Source organism: Pantoea sp. OXWO6B1, from assembly GCF_001641135.1.
GTDB classification, from domain to species: domain Bacteria; phylum Pseudomonadota; class Gammaproteobacteria; order Enterobacterales; family Enterobacteriaceae; genus Pantoea; species Pantoea allii.
Genome location: NZ_LWLR01000001.1, coordinates 4268261 through 4287890 on the forward strand (window position 1 = coordinate 4268261; position 19630 = coordinate 4287890).

General features: G+C 52.0%; 15 protein-coding genes, 1 tRNA gene, 3 rRNA genes and 1 other annotated feature. Of the genes, 6 read left to right on the forward strand and 13 right to left on the reverse strand.

The window, feature by feature from the left end:
* Positions 1-33: 33 nt before the first annotated feature.
* On the forward strand, positions 34-495 hold the full coding sequence (locus tag A6A26_RS21860; protein WP_253851916.1) for an Lrp/AsnC family transcriptional regulator: 462 nt from the start codon (positions 34-36) through the stop codon (positions 493-495).
* A 339-nt stretch (positions 496-834) separates the two neighbouring features.
* Here the strand turns inward: A6A26_RS21860 and rrf are convergent.
* The 7 genes from rrf to rluD all read right to left on the reverse strand — a co-directional run bounded on the left by rrf (position 835) and on the right by rluD (position 11000).
* Positions 835-950: ribosomal RNA gene (rrf, locus tag A6A26_RS21865) — 5S ribosomal RNA — on the reverse strand.
* Between the two features lie 209 nt (positions 951-1159).
* Positions 1160-4066 (reverse strand): 23S ribosomal RNA (locus tag A6A26_RS21870).
* 351 nt (positions 4067-4417) lie between these two features.
* Positions 4418-4492 (reverse strand) — tRNA-Glu (locus tag A6A26_RS21875).
* Positions 4493-4582: 90 nt separating this feature from the next.
* A 16S ribosomal RNA gene (locus tag A6A26_RS21880) occupies positions 4583-6122 on the reverse strand.
* The 16S, 23S and 5S rRNA genes sit together here with 1 tRNA gene alongside, the layout of an rRNA operon.
* Positions 6123-6595: 473 nt before the next feature.
* The gene (clpB, locus tag A6A26_RS21885) at positions 6596-9169 is read right to left on the reverse strand and encodes an ATP-dependent chaperone ClpB (protein ID WP_063880700.1); all 2574 of its coding nucleotides are present in this window, start codon (positions 9167-9169) and stop codon (positions 6596-6598) included.
* Between the two features lie 125 nt (positions 9170-9294).
* Positions 9295-10023, reverse strand: coding sequence for a purine nucleoside phosphorylase YfiH (gene yfiH / locus A6A26_RS21890; protein WP_063880701.1), 729 nt, complete (start codon positions 10021-10023; stop codon positions 9295-9297).
* On the reverse strand, positions 10020-11000 hold the full coding sequence (gene rluD, locus A6A26_RS21895; RefSeq protein WP_063880702.1) for a 23S rRNA pseudouridine(1911/1915/1917) synthase RluD: 981 nt from the start codon (positions 10998-11000) through the stop codon (positions 10020-10022). The genes yfiH and rluD overlap by 4 nt, the downstream gene beginning before the upstream one ends.
* Positions 11001-11129: 129 nt before the next feature.
* Here rluD and bamD point away from each other — a divergent pair, with 129 nt between their 5' ends.
* The 4 genes from bamD (at position 11130) to pheA (ending at position 13883) form a co-directional block, all read left to right on the forward strand.
* On the forward strand, positions 11130-11861 hold the full coding sequence (bamD, locus tag A6A26_RS21900; RefSeq protein WP_063880703.1) for an outer membrane protein assembly factor BamD: 732 nt from the start codon (positions 11130-11132) through the stop codon (positions 11859-11861).
* Between the two features lie 278 nt (positions 11862-12139).
* Positions 12140-12472 (forward strand): ribosome-associated translation inhibitor RaiA, encoded by a 333-nt coding sequence (raiA, locus tag A6A26_RS21905; protein ID WP_063880704.1) that lies wholly within the window; start codon positions 12140-12142, stop codon positions 12470-12472.
* Between the two features lie 101 nt (positions 12473-12573).
* Positions 12574-12697 (forward strand) — a sequence feature (Phe leader region).
* Positions 12575-12622 (forward strand): hypothetical protein, encoded by a 48-nt coding sequence (locus A6A26_RS25845; RefSeq protein WP_193372328.1) that lies wholly within the window; start codon positions 12575-12577, stop codon positions 12620-12622. Its footprint overlaps the feature before it by 48 nt.
* A gap of 22 nt (positions 12698-12719) precedes the next feature.
* Positions 12720-13883, forward strand: a complete 1164-nt coding sequence (pheA, locus tag A6A26_RS21910) for a bifunctional chorismate mutase/prephenate dehydratase (protein WP_063880705.1) — start codon at positions 12720-12722, stop codon at positions 13881-13883.
* A 36-nt stretch (positions 13884-13919) separates the two neighbouring features.
* On the opposite strand, the gene tyrA is transcribed toward pheA, so the two are convergent.
* Together tyrA and A6A26_RS21920 are read right to left on the reverse strand one after the other, a co-directional pair.
* Positions 13920-15041 carry a bifunctional chorismate mutase/prephenate dehydrogenase gene (tyrA, locus tag A6A26_RS21915; RefSeq protein WP_063880706.1) on the reverse strand — a complete coding sequence of 374 codons (1122 nt, stop codon included), beginning with the start codon at positions 15039-15041 and terminating at the stop codon, positions 13920-13922.
* Between the two features lie 6 nt (positions 15042-15047).
* Positions 15048-16127 carry a 3-deoxy-7-phosphoheptulonate synthase gene (locus A6A26_RS21920; RefSeq protein WP_063880707.1) on the reverse strand — a complete coding sequence of 360 codons (1080 nt, stop codon included), beginning with the start codon at positions 16125-16127 and terminating at the stop codon, positions 15048-15050.
* A gap of 283 nt (positions 16128-16410) precedes the next feature.
* Here A6A26_RS21920 and A6A26_RS21925 point away from each other — a divergent pair, with 283 nt between their 5' ends.
* The gene (locus A6A26_RS21925) at positions 16411-16938 is read left to right on the forward strand and encodes a GNAT family N-acetyltransferase (protein WP_063880708.1); all 528 of its coding nucleotides are present in this window, start codon (positions 16411-16413) and stop codon (positions 16936-16938) included.
* 43 nt (positions 16939-16981) lie between these two features.
* Here the strand turns inward: A6A26_RS21925 and A6A26_RS21930 are convergent, their stop codons facing one another.
* The 4 genes from A6A26_RS21930 to rimM all read right to left on the reverse strand — a co-directional run bounded on the left by A6A26_RS21930 (position 16982) and on the right by rimM (position 19626).
* Positions 16982-17536 (reverse strand): hypothetical protein, encoded by a 555-nt coding sequence (locus A6A26_RS21930; protein ID WP_063880709.1) that lies wholly within the window; start codon positions 17534-17536, stop codon positions 16982-16984.
* A 354-nt stretch (positions 17537-17890) separates the two neighbouring features.
* The gene (gene rplS, locus A6A26_RS21935; RefSeq protein ID WP_013026892.1) at positions 17891-18238 is read right to left on the reverse strand and encodes a 50S ribosomal protein L19; all 348 of its coding nucleotides are present in this window, start codon (positions 18236-18238) and stop codon (positions 17891-17893) included.
* Positions 18239-18280: 42 nt separating this feature from the next.
* Entirely contained in the window at positions 18281-19042 is a 762-nt protein-coding gene (trmD, locus tag A6A26_RS21940) for a tRNA (guanosine(37)-N1)-methyltransferase TrmD (RefSeq protein WP_063880710.1), read from the reverse strand.
* Between the two features lie 35 nt (positions 19043-19077).
* Positions 19078-19626 carry a ribosome maturation factor RimM gene (rimM, locus tag A6A26_RS21945; RefSeq protein ID WP_063880711.1) on the reverse strand — a complete coding sequence of 183 codons (549 nt, stop codon included), beginning with the start codon at positions 19624-19626 and terminating at the stop codon, positions 19078-19080.
* Positions 19627-19630 lie beyond the last annotated feature (4 nt).

A 19630-nucleotide genomic window follows, 5' to 3' on the forward strand; every position in this document is an offset into this window, starting at 1 on the left:
CATTAAATACGCTAATAGTGAGTGGATATATCAGTGAGCATTCTGGATAAGAAAGATCTGGCGCTGCTGCGTTATCTCCAGCAGGACGGCAGAGTATCGAGCCTTAAGCTTTCTCAGGATTTGGACGTGAGCCCAGCCTCGGCATGGCGACGACTGAAACGGCTTGAAGATGAGGAATTTATTGAGGGCTATCAGGCGGTGATTAACCGCAGAAAGGTGGGCTTTGGCGTGATGGCATTTGTCCGTCTGGTTTGCAGTCAGCACAGTGAGGCAGCAACCCGGGACTTTGAAGAACGGATCACGGCCAATCCTTACGTACTTTCCTGTCACAACATCACCGGTGAAGCCGATTTTCTCTTACAGGTCGTGGCGCGGGATTTAGACCATTACAGTCTGTTTATTGAAAAGGAATTGCGTAAATTACCCGGAATTCTGAGTATTAATTCTTCTATATCACTGAGAGAAGTAAAAAAAACGCATCCGTTGCCGGTCTAGCGGTGGTGCAGGTTTATGCCAGGTGCTGTGCGTGATGACCAGCCTGACGCCCTGCTTTTCACAGATTACGCACGTAAAAAAGCCCTGAACTTTCGTTCAGGGCTTCTTCACTTATTGTAGGGAGTGAGAGCGTCTGTGAGTAAGTTTTTTACGTTATGACGGACACGCCATCCGGCTTTCTCACGCGCCATTTTATCCCGGCCCGGCGGTTTTAATGACGCGGACGGCGCTCGCGCAGTCCCGGCCGCGCAGCATAACCGTCCTGACGCCCCGCTTTCCGCAGGTTACGGACGTAAAAAAGCCCTGAACTTTCGTTCAGGGCTTCTTCACTTGTTTGATGCCTGGCAGTTCCCTACTCTCGCATGGGGAGACCCCACACTACCATCGGCGCTACGGCGTTTCACTTCTGAGTTCGGCATGGGGTCAGGTGGGACCACCGCGCTACAGCCGCCAGGCAAATTCTTTGTGCACGAAACGACTCTTTTACGCCATGAACGCGTTGCATTCGCTCTGCCGCAACGGTCACATACTTCAGTATGCTCCCGCTGACGTCATCGCTCTGCGCCTTCTCATGCCGCAAAATCTGTCGTTTCCGCAAATTCTTTTCCGGTAAACAATGCTGAAAATTTAATTCGTCTCTCAACCAAAACGCCTCTGGCGTTGTAAGGTTAAGCCTCACGGGTCATTAGTACCGGTAAGCTCAACGCATCGCTGCGCTTACACACCCGGCCTATCAACGTCGTCGTCTTCAACGTCCCTTCAGGACCCTTAAAGGGTCAGGGAGAACTCATCTCGGGGCAAGTTTCGTGCTTAGATGCTTTCAGCACTTATCTTTTCCGCACTTAGCTACCGGGCAGTGCCACTGGCGTGACAACCCGGACACCAGCGGTGCGTTCACTCCGGTCCTCTCGTACTAGGAGCAACCCCCCTCAATTCTCCAGCGCCCACGGCAGATAGGGACCGAACTGTCTCACGACGTTCTAAACCCAGCTCGCGTACCACTTTAAACGGCGAACAGCCGTACCCTTGGGACCTACTTCAGCCCCAGGATGTGATGAGCCGACATCGAGGTGCCAAACACCGCCGTCGATATGAACTCTTGGGCGGTATCAGCCTGTTATCCCCGGAGTACCTTTTATCCGTTGAGCGATGGCCCTTCCATTCAGAACCACCGGATCACTATGACCTGCTTTCGCACCTGCTCGAGCCGTCACTCTCGCAGTCAAGCTGGCTTATGCCATTGCACTAACCTCCTGATGTCCGACCAGGATTAGCCAACCTTCGTGCTCCTCCGTTACTCTTTAGGAGGAGACCGCCCCAGTCAAACTACCCACCAGACACTGTCCGCAGCCCGGATCACGGGCCTACGTTAGAACATCAAACATTAAAGGGTGGTATTTCAAGGTTGGCTCCACGCAGACTGGCGTCCACGCTTCAAAGCCTCCCACCTATCCTACACATCAAGGCTCAGTGTTCAGTGTCAAGCTGTAGTAAAGGTTCACGGGGTCTTTCCGTCTTGCCGCGGGTACACTGCATCTTCACAGCGATTTCAATTTCACTGAGTCTCGGGTGGAGACAGCCTGGCCATCATTACGCCATTCGTGCAGGTCGGAACTTACCCGACAAGGAATTTCGCTACCTTAGGACCGTTATAGTTACGGCCGCCGTTTACCGGGGCTTCGATCAAGAGCTTCAGCTTGCGCTTAACCCCATCAATTAACCTTCCGGCACCGGGCAGGCGTCACACCGTATACGTCCACTTTCGTGTTTGCACAGTGCTGTGTTTTTAATAAACAGTTGCAGCCAGCTGGTATCTTCGACTGGCTTCGGCTCGGGGAGCAGGTCCCTTCACCTACGCGCCAGCGTGCCTTCTCCCGAAGTTACGGCACCATTTTGCCTAGTTCCTTCACCCGAGTTCTCTCAAGCGCCTTGGTATTCTCTACCTGACCACCTGTGTCGGTTTGGGGTACGATTTTGTGTTACCTGATGCTTAGAGGCTTTTCCTGGAAGCAGGGCATTTATCACTTCAGCACCGTAGTGCCTCGTCGTCACGCCTCAGTGTAAAGTGAACCGGATTTGCCTGGAACACACACCTACACGCTTAAACCGGGACAACCGTCGCCCGGCTGATATAGCCTTCTCCGTCCCCCCTTCGCAGTAACACCAAGTACAGGAATATTAACCTGTTTCCCATCGACTACGCCTTTCGGCCTCGCCTTAGGGGTCGACTCACCCTGCTCCGATTAACGTTGAACAGGAACCCTTGGTCTTCCGGCGACAAGGTTTTTCACCTTGTTTATCGTTACTTATGTCAGCATTCGCACTTCTGATACCTCCAGCATGCCTCACAGCACACCTTCAACGGCTTACAGAACGCTCCCCTACCCAACAACACATAGTGTCGCTGCCGCAGCTTCGGTGCATGGTTTAGCCCCGTTACATCTTCCGCGCAGGCCGACTCGACCAGTGAGCTATTACGCTTTCTTTAAATGATGGCTGCTTCTAAGCCAACATCCTGGCTGTCTGTGCCTTCCCACATCGTTTCCCACTTAACCATGACTTTGGGACCTTAGCTGGCGGTCTGGGTTGTTTCCCTCTTCACGACGGACGTTAGCACCCGCCGTGTGTCTCCCGTGATAACATTCTCCGGTATTCGCAGTTTGCATCGGGTTGGTAAGCCGGGATGGCCCCCTAGCCGAAACAGTGCTCTACCCCCGGAGATGAGTTCACGAGGCGCTACCTAAATAGCTTTCGGGGAGAACCAGCTATCTCCCGGTTTGATTGGCCTTTCACCCCCAGCCACAGGTCATCCGCTAATTTTTCAACATTAGTCGGTTCGGTCCTCCAGTTAGTGTTACCCAACCTTCAACCTGCCCATGGCTAGATCACCGGGTTTCGGGTCTATACCCTGCAACTTAACGCCCAGTTAAGACTCGGTTTCCCTGCGGCTCCCCTATACGGTTAACCTTGCTACAGAATATAAGTCGCTGACCCATTATACAAAAGGTACGCAGTCACCCCCATAAAGAAGGCTCCCACTGCTTGTACGTACACGGTTTCAGGTTCTGTTTCACTCCCCTCGCCGGGGTTCTTTTCGCCTTTCCCTCACGGTACTGGTTCACTATCGGTCAGTCAGGAGTATTTAGCCTTGGAGGATGGTCCCCCCATATTCAGACAGGATACCACGTGTCCCGCCTTACTCATCGAACTCACAGCCTGTGCACCTTTGTGTACGGGAGTATCACCCTGTACCCTGCGACTTTCCAGACGCTTCCACTGATGCACAAGCTGATGATGGTTCTGGGCTCCTCCCCGTTCGCTCGCCGCTACTGGGGGAATCTCGGTTGATTTCTTTTCCTCGGGGTACTTAGATGTTTCAGTTCCCCCGGTTCGCCTCATGCAGCTATGTATTCACTGCATGATAGTGTGACGAGTCACACTGGGTTTCCCCATTCGGGTATCGCCGGTTATTGCGGTTCATATCACCTTACCGGCGCTTATCGCAGATTAGCACGCCCTTCATCGCCTCTGACTGCCAGGGCATCCACCGTGTACGCTTAGTCGCTTAACCTCACAACCCACAGGCGTTTATCTGTAATACCGTAACGGCTGCGCGTAAAGAATGCGTCGTTGCGCGGTGCTCGCCATGCTCACGTACTTCAGTACGCTCCGCTGGCTGTGCGCCGACGCGCCTTGCTTTCTTCACTGCTCGCGCGCTACTGCATAACAGTTAGCTTGTAAGCTGTAAGCTTTTGAGAGACTCGAACGCGTTGTGCTGTGTTCCTTATTACGGAGGAACACGACAATGCGTCGTTTCAAATTTTCAGCTTGTTCCGGATTGTTAAAGAGCAAAATCTTAAACACGACTCGTAAGTCATCTTTAAGATATGTGGGCAACACCTTTCACCTGTCACCAAGCAAGTGGCGTCCCCTAGGGGATTCGAACCCCTGTTGCCGCCGTGAAAGGGCGGAGTCCTAACCGCTAGACGAAGGGGACACGGACGTGTCTCGACTTCGCAGCCGTCTTGCTTCTTTATCTTTCTATCAGACAATCTGTGTGAGCACTTCGCGGGAAGGTATCTTCAGGTAAGGAGGTGATCCAACCGCAGGTTCCCCTACGGTTACCTTGTTACGACTTCACCCCAGTCATGAATCACAAAGTGGTAAGCGCCCTCCCGGAGGTTAAGCTACCTACTTCTTTTGCAACCCACTCCCATGGTGTGACGGGCGGTGTGTACAAGGCCCGGGAACGTATTCACCGTGGCATTCTGATCCACGATTACTAGCGATTCCGACTTCACGGAGTCGAGTTGCAGACTCCGATCCGGACTACGACGCACTTTGTGAGGTCCGCTTGCTCTCGCGAGGTCGCTTCTCTTTGTATGCGCCATTGTAGCACGTGTGTAGCCCTACTCGTAAGGGCCATGATGACTTGACGTCATCCCCACCTTCCTCCGGTTTATCACCGGCAGTCTCCTTTGAGTTCCCGACCGAATCGCTGGCAACAAAGGATAAGGGTTGCGCTCGTTGCGGGACTTAACCCAACATTTCACAACACGAGCTGACGACAGCCATGCAGCACCTGTCTCACGGTTCCCGAAGGCACTAAGGCATCTCTGCCGAATTCCGTGGATGTCAAGAGTAGGTAAGGTTCTTCGCGTTGCATCGAATTAAACCACATGCTCCACCGCTTGTGCGGGCCCCCGTCAATTCATTTGAGTTTTAACCTTGCGGCCGTACTCCCCAGGCGGTCGACTTAACGCGTTAGCTCCGGAAGCCACTCCTCAAGGGAACAACCTCCAAGTCGACATCGTTTACGGCGTGGACTACCAGGGTATCTAATCCTGTTTGCTCCCCACGCTTTCGCACCTGAGCGTCAGTCTTCGTCCAGGGGGCCGCCTTCGCCACCGGTATTCCTCCAGATCTCTACGCATTTCACCGCTACACCTGGAATTCTACCCCCCTCTACGAGACTCAAGCCTGCCAGTTTCAAATGCAGTTCCCAGGTTAAGCCCGGGGATTTCACATCTGACTTAACAGACCGCCTGCGTGCGCTTTACGCCCAGTAATTCCGATTAACGCTTGCACCCTCCGTATTACCGCGGCTGCTGGCACGGAGTTAGCCGGTGCTTCTTCTGCGGGTAACGTCAATCACTGCGGTTATTAACCACAATGCCTTCCTCCCCGCTGAAAGTACTTTACAACCCGAAGGCCTTCTTCATACACGCGGCATGGCTGCATCAGGCTTGCGCCCATTGTGCAATATTCCCCACTGCTGCCTCCCGTAGGAGTCTGGACCGTGTCTCAGTTCCAGTGTGGCTGGTCATCCTCTCAGACCAGCTAGGGATCGTCGCCTAGGTGGGCCGTTACCCCGCCTACTAGCTAATCCCATCTGGGTTCATCCGATAGTGAGAGGCCCGAAGGTCCCCCTCTTTGGTCTTGCGACGTTATGCGGTATTAGCCACCGTTTCCAGTGGTTATCCCCCTCTATCGGGCAGATCCCCAGACATTACTCACCCGTCCGCCACTCGTCACCCGAGAGCAAGCTCTCTGTGCTACCGTCCGACTTGCATGTGTTAGGCCTGCCGCCAGCGTTCAATCTGAGCCATGATCAAACTCTTCAATTTAAGTTTGATTTGCTGAAACCAGTTCAGCGGTGCTCATCTGTAAAACGTCATAATGAATTTCATTATGTGTTCACTCGTGAGACTTGATATTTTTTACGTCCGGAGACGCTGATATCAATCCTGCGAGTGCCCACACAGATTGTCTGATAAATTGTTAAAGAGCAGTGCGAACAGCGGGTTAACCGTCTGTCGCGAGGTGGCGTATATTACGCTTTCCTCCTTCAGAGTCAACCTCTTTTTCAGAAGTTTTTCTCCGGCGGCTCAGTTTCCTGAACCTCTCAACACCGCATTCCGTAAGCCGTTGTGCCGTGTCAGTGGAGGCGCATTATAGGGAAATATTTTAGGCTGACAAGCGCTAATTCAAATAAATCTTTCGAGTGCTCACTTTCCAGGCAATGCGCTTTAAAAACCACCCAAACCGCAACTAGCAGGTACAAAAAACGGGCATTACGCCCGTTTTTACAGAGATGATCTTACTGATGCGCCGTAATGACGTCGTCTTTTACATCCATCTCAATCACTTTGCCCGGAACCAGCGCACCAGAAAGAATCTGCTGTGCCAGTGGGTTTTCTATCTGCTGCTGGATAGCGCGTTTCAATGGACGCGCACCGTAAACCGGGTCATAACCGTTTTCACCCAGCAGTTTGATTGCGGCTTCAGAGATATGCAGCTGATAGCCTCGGTCTTCCAGACGTTTATACAACCGCTGTAGCTGAATCTGAGCAATAGAAGCAATATGCTGCTCACCCAACGGATGGAACACCACCACTTCATCAATACGGTTCACAAACTCCGGACGGAAATGCTGACCCACAACGCCCATGACCAGCCCTTTCATTTCGGCATAATTCAGATTACCGAAACGTTCCTGAATCAAATCTGAACCCAGGTTAGACGTCATGATCACAACCGTATTGCGGAAATCAACAGTGCGTCCTTGTCCGTCCGTCAACCGGCCATCATCCAGCACCTGCAGCAGGATATTGAAGACATCGGGATGTGCCTTCTCAATCTCATCAAGCAGGATCACCGAATAAGGACGACGGCGAACCGCTTCAGTCAGATAACCACCCTCTTCATAGCCGACATAACCCGGAGGTGCACCCACCAGCCGCGATACGGAGTGTTTCTCCATAAATTCGGACATGTCGATACGAACCATCGCATCGTCACTATCAAACAGGAAGTTAGCCAGTGATTTACACAATTCCGTTTTACCTACCCCGGTTGGCCCCAGAAACAGGAACGACCCGACAGGACGATTTGGATCGGCCAGACCTGCGCGGCTACGGCGAATGGCATTAGAAACCGCTTCAACCGCTTCATCCTGTCCAATCACGCGTGAGTGAAGCGACTGCTCCATACGCAGAAGTTTGTCACGCTCCCCTTCCATCATGCGAGCGACCGGAATACCCGTCCAGCGCGCCAGGACATCGGCAATCTCTACATCTGTTACGCGGTTGCGCAGCAGCTTCATGGTCTTGCCTTCAGCCTGTGTAGCGGAAGCCAACTGTTTTTCCAGCGCCGGGATCTTGCCATACTGCAGTTCTGACATCTGCGCCAGATCGCCGGAACGACGAGCCTGCTCAAGCGTAAGCCGTGCCTGCTCCAGTTCCGCTTTAATATTCTGCGTACCCGTTAACGAGGCTTTTTCCGCTTTCCACTCTTCTTCCAGCTCGGCATATTCACGCTCTTTCTGGTTTAGCTCGGCTTCCAGCATATCCAGACGCTTGACGCTGGCATCGTCAGACTCTTTCTTCAACGCCTGCTGTTCCAGCTTCAACTGGATAATGCGGCGTTCCAGCCGATCCAGCGCTTCAGGTTTGGAGTCAATCTGCATACGGATGCTCGATGCTGCCTCGTCAATCAGGTCAATTGCCTTGTCCGGCAACTGGCGGTCGGCGATGTAGCGGTGTGAAAGCGTGGCGGCTGCGACGATAGCCGGGTCAGTGATCTGCACGTGGTGGTGCAGCTCATAGCGCTCTTTCAAACCACGCAAAATCGCGATGGTATCTTCAACGCTTGGCTCTGCCACAAACACTTTCTGGAAACGACGCTCCAGGGCGGCATCTTTTTCTATGTACTGGCGATACTCGTCCAGCGTGGTGGCACCAACGCAGTGCAGCTCACCACGAGCCAGCGCAGGCTTGAGCATATTACCGGCATCCATCGCACCGTCTGCTTTACCCGCACCAACCATCGTATGCAGTTCGTCGATAAACAGAATGACATTGCCTTCCTGTTTTGACAGGTCGCTAAGTACCCCTTTCAGGCGCTCTTCGAATTCACCACGGTATTTCGCCCCCGCCACCAGCGCTCCCATATCCAGTGCGAGTACGCGGCGGCCTTTCAGCCCTTCCGGTACTTCACCATTGATAATGCGCTGTGCCAGCCCTTCAACGATGGCGGTTTTACCTACACCTGGCTCACCGATTAACACCGGGTTGTTTTTAGTACGACGCTGCAACACCTGGATGGTGCGGCGAATCTCTTCGTCACGCCCAATCACCGGGTCCAACTTGCCTTTTTCGGCGCGTTCGGTGAGATCAATCGTGTATTTTTTTAAAGCCTGACGCTGATCTTCAGCACCTTGATCGTTCACGTTGTCGCCTCCACGAAGTTGTTCAATCGCTTGGGTGAGCTTTTCGTTGGTGGCACCTGCGGATTTCAAAATATCCGCCAGCGAGCCACGTGAATCCAGGGCTGCCAAAACAAATAATTCAGATGAGATAAAGTTGTCGTTGCGCTTCTGTGCCAGCTTGTCGCACAGGTTAAGCACTCGGATGAGATCGGCAGAAGGTTGCACATCGCCGTCGCTGCCTTCAACCTGAGGCAGACGGTCAATAGCCTGATCAATCTGCGTACGTAACGCTGCGACGTCAGCACCGGCTGAGGACAACAGCGGCGCAATAGAACCGCCCTCCTGTTTGAGCAACGCACTCATCAGGTGTAAAGGTTCAATGAACTGGTTGTCGTGTCCCAGAGCCAAAGACTGCGCGTCGGAGAGAGCGAGTTGAAATTTATTAGTAAGACGATCCAGACGCATAATTCCTCCCATTACAGGTCAAATGCTACTGGAGATTAAGATGAGGTCATTCCTCAAATTTTCAAGGTTAATGACCTGAGATAGGAGTAAAAAATGCGCTGTCTGGATCGTCTTATGGGCTAAGACTATAACAGCCAAATTAAAGTTGCCATACGGCCGGTGACACCATCGCGACGATAGGAGAAGAAATCCTCCTGCTCGTGAAAGGTGCAGCGTGAGTCCGCGCTAACGGATTTCACTCCTGCGGCGTGCAGCCGCTGACGGGCCAGCAGCCAGATGTCGGCGTAGAATTTCTCGCCCGCTGGACGAAAAGCGGCGGCGGCCTGTGGGTCTTTCTCCACAAACGCACGACGGACTTCCGCACCGACTTCAAATGCATCAGGGCCAATTGCCGGACCGAGCCAGGCGTGGATATAAGCGGGAGCAGCCTGAAACTGGGCCAGCGTATTTTCCAGGACGCCGCCACACAGCCCACGCCATCCGGCATGAGCCGCAGCTACTTCGCTGCCGTCATCCGAACAGAACAACACGGGCAAACAGTCAGCCGTCATTACCGCACACACCACGCCCGTATCACGGGTGATACAGGCATCTGCCTGTAGCAACAGGTTTCCGCCTGCGCTGAGGCGTTCAACGTCGGTTGAATGGACCTGCTCAAGCCACTGTGGCATCGCCGGCAACGCCGCAAGCGAGACCAGCCGCTCTCGGTTAGCCGCCACATGCTGCGGCTTGTCACCCACATGGCTGCCCAAATTCAGCGAACGCCAGTTGCCCTCACTGACCCCGCCCTGACGTAAGGTTGAGGCGGCGCGCACCCGATCAGGCGCAGGCCATTGTGGAATAATCAGGCTCATAGCCAGTCCAGTTGATCCTTGAACATCTCTGTATCCGCTTTCAGCGCATCAATCAGATCGATCATGTCCTGAGGTATCGCAGCATGAAACTCCATTTCAATACCCGAGATAGGATGGTAAAGACGAAGCATCGTAGCGTGCAGCGCCTGACGATCAAATCCGCGCAGCGTGGTAATGAAGTCTTCAGATGCCCCTTTTGGCGGACGCGGACGACCACCATAAAGCGGATCGCCCACCAGAGGATGATTAATATGCGACATATGCACACGAATCTGGTGCGTACGGCCGGTCTCCAGTCGTAAACGTAACCGCGTATGGGCACGGAAATGCTCCATGATGCGATAATGGGTTACAGCCGGTTTCCCCATTGGGTGCACAGACATATGAGTACGTTTTGTCGAGTGACGGCTAATCGGTTCATCTACCGTCCCGCCAGCTGTCATCGTACCAATTGCCACGGCTTCATATTCGCGTGTAATTTCGCGACGCTGCAGTGAATCTACAAGGTGCGTTTGCGCCGGTACGGTTTTCGCCACTACCATTAGCCCGGTCGTGTCTTTGTCCAGACGATGGACAATACCTGCGCGCGGTACATCCATAATGGCCGGATAGTGATGCAGCAGTGCATTGAGTACGGTGCCATCGGGATTTCCCGCGCCCGGGTGCACCACAAAGTCACGTGGTTTATTGATGACGATGATATCTTCATCTTCGTAAACGATATCCAGCGGGATGTTTTGCGGTTCCCAGCGCTGCTCTTCTTCGATCTCTGCATCGATAGATACGCGCTCGCCGCCAAGCACTTTTTCTTTTGGCTTATCAATAACAGTGCCGTTAACACTGACGCGCTGGTCGAGAATCCATTCTTTTATGCGAGAACGTGAATAATCAGGGAACAATTCCGCCAAAGTTTGATCTAAACGTTGTCCGAGTTGTGACTCGGATACCGTTGCGGTGAGTTGAACTTGTTGTGCCATATACAGCTTCTTCGTTAACGTTGGGTTTTACGGCGATGCCGTTTAATATAATGTGCTATCGTACCTGGTCATTACCGGGAGCTATACGGACAGCTTCCGCCATAACATTTTGAGGATAATCACTTCGTCATGACGCGTATGAAATATCTGGTGGCTGCAGCCACACTGAGCCTGGCACTTGTTGGTTGTTCCGGCTCAAATGACGCGGTACCGGACAACCCGCCTTCTGAAATCTATGCTACAGCGCAACAAAAGCTGCAGGACGGTAACTTTAAAGCGGCGATTAAGCAACTGGAAGCGCTGGATAATCGTTATCCCTTCGGTCCCTATTCGCAGCAGGTTCAGTTGGATTTGATCTACGCGTACTATAAAAATGCCGATCTGCCCATGGCACAAGCTGCCATCAGCCGCTTCATGCGTTTGAATCCAACGCATCCTAATATCGATTACGTCATCTATATGAAAGGGCTGACGGATATGGCGCTGGACGATTCGGCATTACAGGGCTTTTTCGGTATCGACCGTTCCGATCGCGATCCTACTCATGCTCGTGATGCATTTCGCGACTTTGCACAGCTGCTGCGCAGTTATCCAAACAGCCAGTATGCGGCTGATGCATACAAGCGTCAGGTCTACCTGAAAGATCGTCTGGCTAAATATGAGCTTTCGGTGGCGCAATTCTATACCAAGCGTGAGGCTTATGTCGCGGTTGTTAACCGTGTTGAGGGCATGATGCGCGATTATCCGGATACGCAGGCTACGCATGACGCGCTGCCACTGATGGAAAACGCCTATCGCCAGCTGCAACTGAATGCCGAGGCGGAAAGAGTCGCAAAAATTATCGCCGCCAATAACGGCTGATACGTTTGCGCTTTTAGCCACAAAAAAAAGCAGCCTTTAGGGCTGCTTTTTTATGCTTGCAGAACAAGTGAAATGTTCACTTTCCTGCCGAGCTAACTCATCAAGAATGCCTTGATAATGCTTTGGCTTCAAGGCTTTTCAGCCACATTCTCGCCCTTTCTCACAATTTGCTGTAGTTGACAAAAAGTGACATTTTTTTGTGATCAAAATCACACATCTATAGGCATATCGCGCTATGCTGGATCCATTCAGACGGCAATCACAGAGAGGTAAGAATAATGATCGTGAATATTACCAGTAAGCAAATGGAAATCACTCCAGCCATCCGTGAACACGTCGAAGACCGTCTCGCCAAGTTAGAAAAATGGCAAACCGACCTGATTAACCCACATATCGTTCTGTCGAAAGAGTCCAAAGAATTTGTGGCGGACGCCACCATTAACACACCCAACGGGACACTGGTCGCCAGTGCCAAGCACGACGATATGTATACCGCTATCAACGACCTGATTAGTAAACTTGAGCGCCAACTCAACAAAGTTCAGCACAAATCTGAAGCGCGCCGTGCGGCCACCAGCGTCAAAGACTTTACGCCCGCCGCAGAAGAATAAGTTCTGCTCCAGCCTTACAGACGCGCCTACGGGCGCGTTTTTTGTTGACAGCTTTTCATCTGTGCGGTTACTCTCAGTTCAGCTTATTTTTCGGAACCTGTCATGAAAACACTGTCGTTTTTCTTCGCTTTCTTTTTTACCTTCCCCTGATTGGGAGGCCATTCGTCGTGTAAAAAGAAAGCGAAGACGAACAACAAAGCCTCCCAATCGGGAGGCTTTTTTATTGGATAGCTTACAGGTGAGCCTTATGACCCCGGACAATCCGCTTCTGGCACTGCGTGAAAAAATCAGCGCCGTTGACGAAAAACTACTGACGTTACTCGCCGAACGGCGTTTGCTGGCTGTGGAGGTGGCACAGGCGAAACTGGCAACGCACCGCCCTGTCCGCGACGTTGAACGTGAACGCGCGCTGATTGAGCACCTTATCGTGCTGGGCAAAAAACATCAGTTGGATGCCCACTACATCACTCGTCTTTTCCAGTTGGTCATTGAAGATTCGGTTCTGACACAGCAGGCGTTGCTGCAAAAAAACCTTAACCATCCTCATGCTCACGCGGCCCGCATCGCCTTCTTAGGCCCGAAAGGCTCCTATTCTCATCTGGCGGCGCGTCAGTATGCTGCACGCCATTTCAGTAATATGGTGGAGTGCGGTTGCCTGAAATTTCACGACATCATTAAACAGGTCGAAAACAACGCGGCAGATTACGCCGTCTTACCGATTGAGAACACCAGCTCCGGTTCTATCAACGACGTTTACGACCTGCTGCAACAGACCAATTTATCGATTGTGGGTGAGCTGACGCTGCCGATTGAACACTGCATGTTGGTCAGCAGTCAGAGCGATCTGGAACAGATTGAAACGGTCTACAGTCATCCGCAGCCTTTTCAGCAGACCAGCCACTTCATTAACCGCTTCCCACACTGGAAGATTGTCTATACCGAAAGCACCGCCGCGGCCATGGAAAAAGTCGCCGCACTGAACTCACCTAAGGTCGCGGCGATTGGTAGCGAAGCCGGTGGCGAGCTGTATCAGTTACAGGTGCTTGAGCGCAATCTGGCAAACCAACAGCAGAATCACACGCGCTTTATTGTCCTGGCCCGAAAATCCATCGAGGTATCCGATCAGATTTCGGCGAAAACCACGCTGATTATGGCAACCGGTCAGCAGGCGGGTGCGCTGGTTGACGCGCTGTTGGTATTACGTCAGCACAATCTGATTATGAGCAAGCTGGAATCCCGTCCGATTAACGGTAACCCATGGGAAGAGATGTTTTATCTGGATGTGCAGGGCAATCTGCAGTCTGAAAAAATGCAGCAGGCACTGGAAGAGCTGCGTGCGATGACGCGTTCATTGAAAGTGCTTGGTTGTTATCCCAGTGAAAATGTCATTCCTGTCGAACCCGAGAAGTAGCCAGAAAAAAGGCATCCATCTGGATGCCTTTTTACATTACGGACGGCTGTCGTTAGCCGAGCGAAGCAAGCTTCTGCTCTCAACCAAAAAGCGTTTGGCGTGATCGCCAAACCAGTCTTCGACCCGATTAAAGCTGGCGATAAAGGCGTGTTTATCACCTTGCTCCAGCAGCGCAATGGCTTCACCAAACCGCTGATAATAGCGCTTGATAAGGTTCAGGTTATTTTCAGACGACATGATGATATCCGCATAAAGCTGCGGATCCTGCGCGAACAAGCGCCCCACCATTGCCAGCTCAAGCCGGTAAATGGGCGAGGATAATGCCAGCAGTTGATCAAGATTGACGTTCTCTTCAGCCAGGTGAAGGCCATAAGCAAAAGTGGCAAAATGGCGCAGCGCCTGGATAAACGCCATGTTCTGATCGTGCTCTTCCGCCCCAATGCGGTGCAGGCGAGCTCCCCAGACCTGTATTTGCTCCAGCAGCCACTGATAGGCTTCGGGCTGCCGCCCATCGCACCAGACCACAACCTGTTTGGCCAGGCTGCCGCTGTCAGGTCCGAACATGGGATGCAAACCCACTACCGGTCCGCGATGCGCCGCCAGCATCGCCTGTAAAGGCCGATTCTTGACGGAAGCAAGATCCACAAGGATGCAGTCATCCGGCAGTGGAGGAAGCTGTTCAATGACCTGTTCAGTCAGATGAATGGGCACGCTGATAATCACCATACCAGCATCGCTTAACAGCGCATCGGCCCGATCCCAGTCGTCTTTATCCAGCGTTTTCACCTGGTAACCCGACAGCGTCAGCATTTTAGTAAACAGCCGCCCCATCTGGCCATTACCGCCGACGATAACCACCGGACGAAGATCGGGACGCAGCGTTTTAAAGCCTTTATCGTTTTCGCTGGTATAGGATTCTCGCATCACACGGCGCAATATGTCTTCGATCAAATCGGCAGGCACACCCAGTGCTTCCGCCTCTTTGCGACGGGACGCCAGCATGGAAGCCTCCCGTTCCGGGACATAGATAGGTAGACCATGACGACTTTTTACTTCGCCCACTTCCGCTACCAGTTCCAGACGTTTTGCCAGTAGATCCAGTAACGCTTTATCTACCGTATCAATTTGTTCGCGTAATGCGTTTAGTTCAGCCACCATTGCCCACTACACCTCGTGTGAAAGACGCGCCGACAGCACCTCGTGTAGCTCATCATGCATTTCACGCAGTAATGCCTCCGTGACGCTCCAGTTGACGCAGGCATCGGTAACAGAAACGCCGTACTTCATATCGCTGCGCGGCTGCTCCGAAGACTGGTTGCCTTCGTTAATGTGGCTTTCCAGCATCAGGCCAATAATCGAACGGTTGCCTTTCTTGATCTGGTCAACGGCCGACTGAGCAACACCAGGCTGACGGCGGTAATCTTTGTCAGAATTACCGTGGCTGCAATCTATCATTAAGGCTGGACGGAGTCCCGCTTTAAGCATGGCAGTTTCACATTGTGCTACGTCTTCCGGACTGTAATTCGGCGCTTTGCCGCCGCGTAAAATCACATGCCCATCGGGATTGCCCTGGGTTTGCAGCAGGCAAACCTGGCCGGACTGATTGATGCCCACAAAGCGGTGAGGCATGGCTGCAGCGCGCATAGCGTTGATCGCCGTCCCCAAACTTCCGTCCGTGCCGTTTTTAAAGCCCACCGGCATCGACAGACCCGACGCCATTTCACGGTGGGTTTGCGATTCCGTGGTACGTGCACCGATCGCCGACCAGCTAAACAGATCGCCTAAATATTGCGGGCTGTTTGGGTCCAGCGCTTCAGTAGCTAAAGGTAAGCCCATATCGACCAGGTTAACCAGTAATTCACGGGCAATATGTAAACCCGCTTCCATATCGAATGAGTTATCCATGTAAGGATCGTTGATTAACCCTTTCCAGCCAACGGTGGTGCGGGGTTTCTCAAAGTAGACGCGCATAACAAGATACAGGCGATCTTTTACCTGTTCAGAGAGACTTTGCAGACGACGGGCATAATCCAGAGCAGCTTCCGTATCGTGAATTGAGCAGGGGCCACAGACCACTAACAGGCGCGGATCACGGCCTGCAATGATATCGGCAATCGTCTGGCGCGAAGCGGCGATTTGCGCCTGCTGCGCGTTGCTCAAGGGGAATTTGTTTTTCAGCTCTTCCGGAGTAATCAACACTTGCTCATTGGCGATATGAACATTGTTTAACGCGTCTTTTTGCATCGTCCTGTCCTTTACTCTCATTTATACGGTCAAAGGGTCCTCATGGAGGAGGTGCTTAACTGTATCATAAGTGGTACATCTGGCAATCCTTTGTGTACACTTTATTTACCACATTAAAAATGCACCGCCAATAACCTTAATTAAATCATAAATAACAGAAACTTAATTAATATCACAAAAAGCCCCAGCTATTTTTTAGTGTAAATTAAAATGTACACTAAATTTATTCCCCGGTGCAAAATTGCTTGTTAACATAAAGGGGGAAACGTACAAGGATGAGAGCATGACACCGATGATTTCGACACTTCGCCTGCGCCCTTTCGATTTACATGATATTGAGGCTTTCACGGAAGCCGTTAACGACTCTCTGGACACATTGTTGCCCTGGATGAGTTGGGCACATCAGGATTATCAGCCGCATGAAGCCGAAAGCTGGATTCGCTTTACACACTTACAACGCGCACTTAAAGAAGCGGAAGAATTTGCCATCGTGGATGCCGAGAACCGCCTGTTAGGTGGTGCAGGCTTTCGCTTTGCTAAAAAACCGGGAGAGTTTTGCGCTTTGGGGTACTGGGTTCGACGTGACGCGCAATGTCAGGGCGTTGCCACGCAGGCGGTAAAGTTGTTGCTGGATTTTGGCTTCGCGCGTCCGGAGGTGCAAACCATTGAACTGCTGGCGGTTGAAAACAACTATGCCAGCAGACGCGTCGCGGAAAAAAGTGGAGGCCGCTTTATTGATTACCGCTATGGCGTAATTATCTTAGACAGCGGCCCGGTTAACGCGGCAATCTATCATTTTCAACGGCCATGATCCTGGATATCAACGTGCCATCCCTGCTGCCAACTGGCCGCATTTACAGGCTATAAGCCTCAGCGTAGGCAATAAACCAGCTATTAACGTCCATAGTTTTTCCTACGTTGCGCAGTGTGATGCTGCCGTATTCGATGCGTGCCAGTTCGAATGCGCGCATCTTTCTGTGGAAATGGCAATAGCCCTTAATAAACATGCCATCACAGGATTCAACGTCCACACGTCGGTAAGCGACCCTGCCCTCAAAATCAAAATAACTGAAGCCGATCTCTTTCAGATCTAACCAGGGCATATCAACCTCGACAACCGGAACGTGCTCCGCAACAGCTGTAGCTTTTCTGTTCTTGCGCGCCAGCTCCTTTCTGTGCTCGCGTCCTGCCCAGACAATAATCACGTTAGCCGCCACAAAGATAAGGGCCGGACCATACAATCCCAGCGCAAGAAAAAGGGGAAACAACACCAATCCCATGCTTACCCAGACTGCCGTCAGGCAGCGGCAAAGCCACTTATGCTTGTTACCTTCCAGTGCATATCGGGCTGAATAAAATGAGGCTAGCGAAAGCATTAAACCGGAAACTAAAAAAACGGCGTCCTTCAAAACCTGTCCTTATGGCAATGAGAATGAATCAGGTAACGATCATATCAGTTCAGCCTCAGCCCTACGCTATGCGACTGATATGCCAGTTAATGTCGTGTGTCGCAGCAAAACGATGGCGATCTCGCAGCACCGGCAGCCGGCCGGGATCTTGACGCACATCCACGGTAACAGCGTGACGTTTCCACTCTGCCCCATGTTATTTTCAACAAGACAGAACGTATTATCCTGGCCTGTCTCTTTTAGCCTGAAGACGACGGCAAAAAAATCGTTATAGGCACTGGCATAAAAAAAGGGGCTGGCACATTGCCAACCCCTTGTTTGCTATTAACTTTTAGATGTCGCGTTAGCGATACCTTAGTTAAGACGCTCTTTGATACGAGCAGACTTACCAGTACGCTCACGCAGGTAGTACAGTTTGGCTTTACGCACAGCGCCACGACGTTTAACAGCGATGCTGTCAATTACCGGAGAGTGAGTCTGGAAGACACGCTCAACGCCTTCGCCGTTAGAAATTTTGCGAACAGTGAATGCAGAGTGCAGACCGCGGTTACGGATAGCGATAACCACGCCCTCGAATGCCTGCAGACGTTTTTTAGAACCTTCAACGACCCATACTTTCACTTCCACGGTATCACCCGGACGGAAGGAAGGTACGTCCTGTTTCATCTGCTCTTGTTCAATTTGCTTAATAATGTTGCTCATAATTAAATCTCTTATCCTGGGTAAACTGATAGTCAGGGAAGATCACTCTCCCGCATCATCGTTTTGTCGCTGGTGTTCCTGTTGGAACGCCTTAAGCAACCTTGCTTGCTCTTCAGTCAGAGCCAGGTTTTCCAGAAGTTCAGGTCTTCTCAGCCAGGTACGGCCTAGCGACTGTTTCAGACGCCACTGGCGAATATCGGCATGGTTGCCCGACAGTAAAACTGGCGGAACCTCCATCCCGTCTAACACTTCAGGTCGGGTATAGTGCGGACAATCCAGCAATCCCTCCGAGAACGAATCCTCATCGGCTGACGCCTGCTTGCCGAGGACTCCCGGGATAAACCGGGCGACTGCGTCAATCATCGTCATCGCTGGCAGTTCCCCGCCGCTGAGAACGTAATCACCAATTGACCATTCTTCATCAATTTCGGTCTGGATTACGCGCTCATCAATCCCTTCATAGCGACCACAGACAAGGATGAGCTTGTCACGTGACGCCAGTTCGCAAACGCCCTGTTGGTCCAGTTTGCGTCCCTGAGGTGAAAGATATATCACCCTGGCACCCTCTCCCGCCGCTGCTTTCGCTGCGGAGATGGCATCCCGTAAAGGTTGTACCATCATCAGCATTCCCGGTCCGCCACCATAAGGACGTTCGTCCACAGTACGGTGCCGGTCGTGCGTGAAGTCACGAGGACTCCAGCTTTGAACGCTGAGCAGGCCATTTTTTACTGCCCGGCCAGTTACCCCGTAATCGGTAATAGCGCGAAACATCTCTGGAAACAGGCTAATTACACCAATCCACATCGTCTTCGCCGTTACGTTACCGTTTGATTCGGAGATCAAAAACCAGGATCCCAATCTACTTCAATAAGGCCAGTAGAGAGATCGACTTTCTTGATAACCTGTTCATCAAGAAACGGAATTAACCGCTCCTGTACACCAAACGCATCTTTCAGGTTTGCCTTCACGACGAGAACGTCGTTCGAACCGGTTTCCATCATATCGATGACTTTACCCAGCTCGTAGCCTTCAACGTTGACTACCTTGCAACCCATCAGGTCTTTCCAGTAATAATCACCGTTTTCCAGCGCAGGCAGTTGCGTCGAGTCGACCTGGATTTCGCAATTGGTCAACTGTGCCGCCGCATCCCGATCGTCAATGCCTTTGACTTTGATGATCAGGTCCTGATTGTGGTGCTTCCAACCATCCAGTTCTACCTGCTGCCATTTACCGGCGCGCTGGATAAACCAGGGTTGGTAGTCAAAGATGCTTTCAGCGTCTTCAGTGGAGGAAAACACTTTGAGCCAGCCGCGAATGCCGTATGCCGCACCCATTTTACCCAGAACAATCGGGTTAACAGGTGCCTGTGCGGCAAGTTGTCTGCTCATGCTC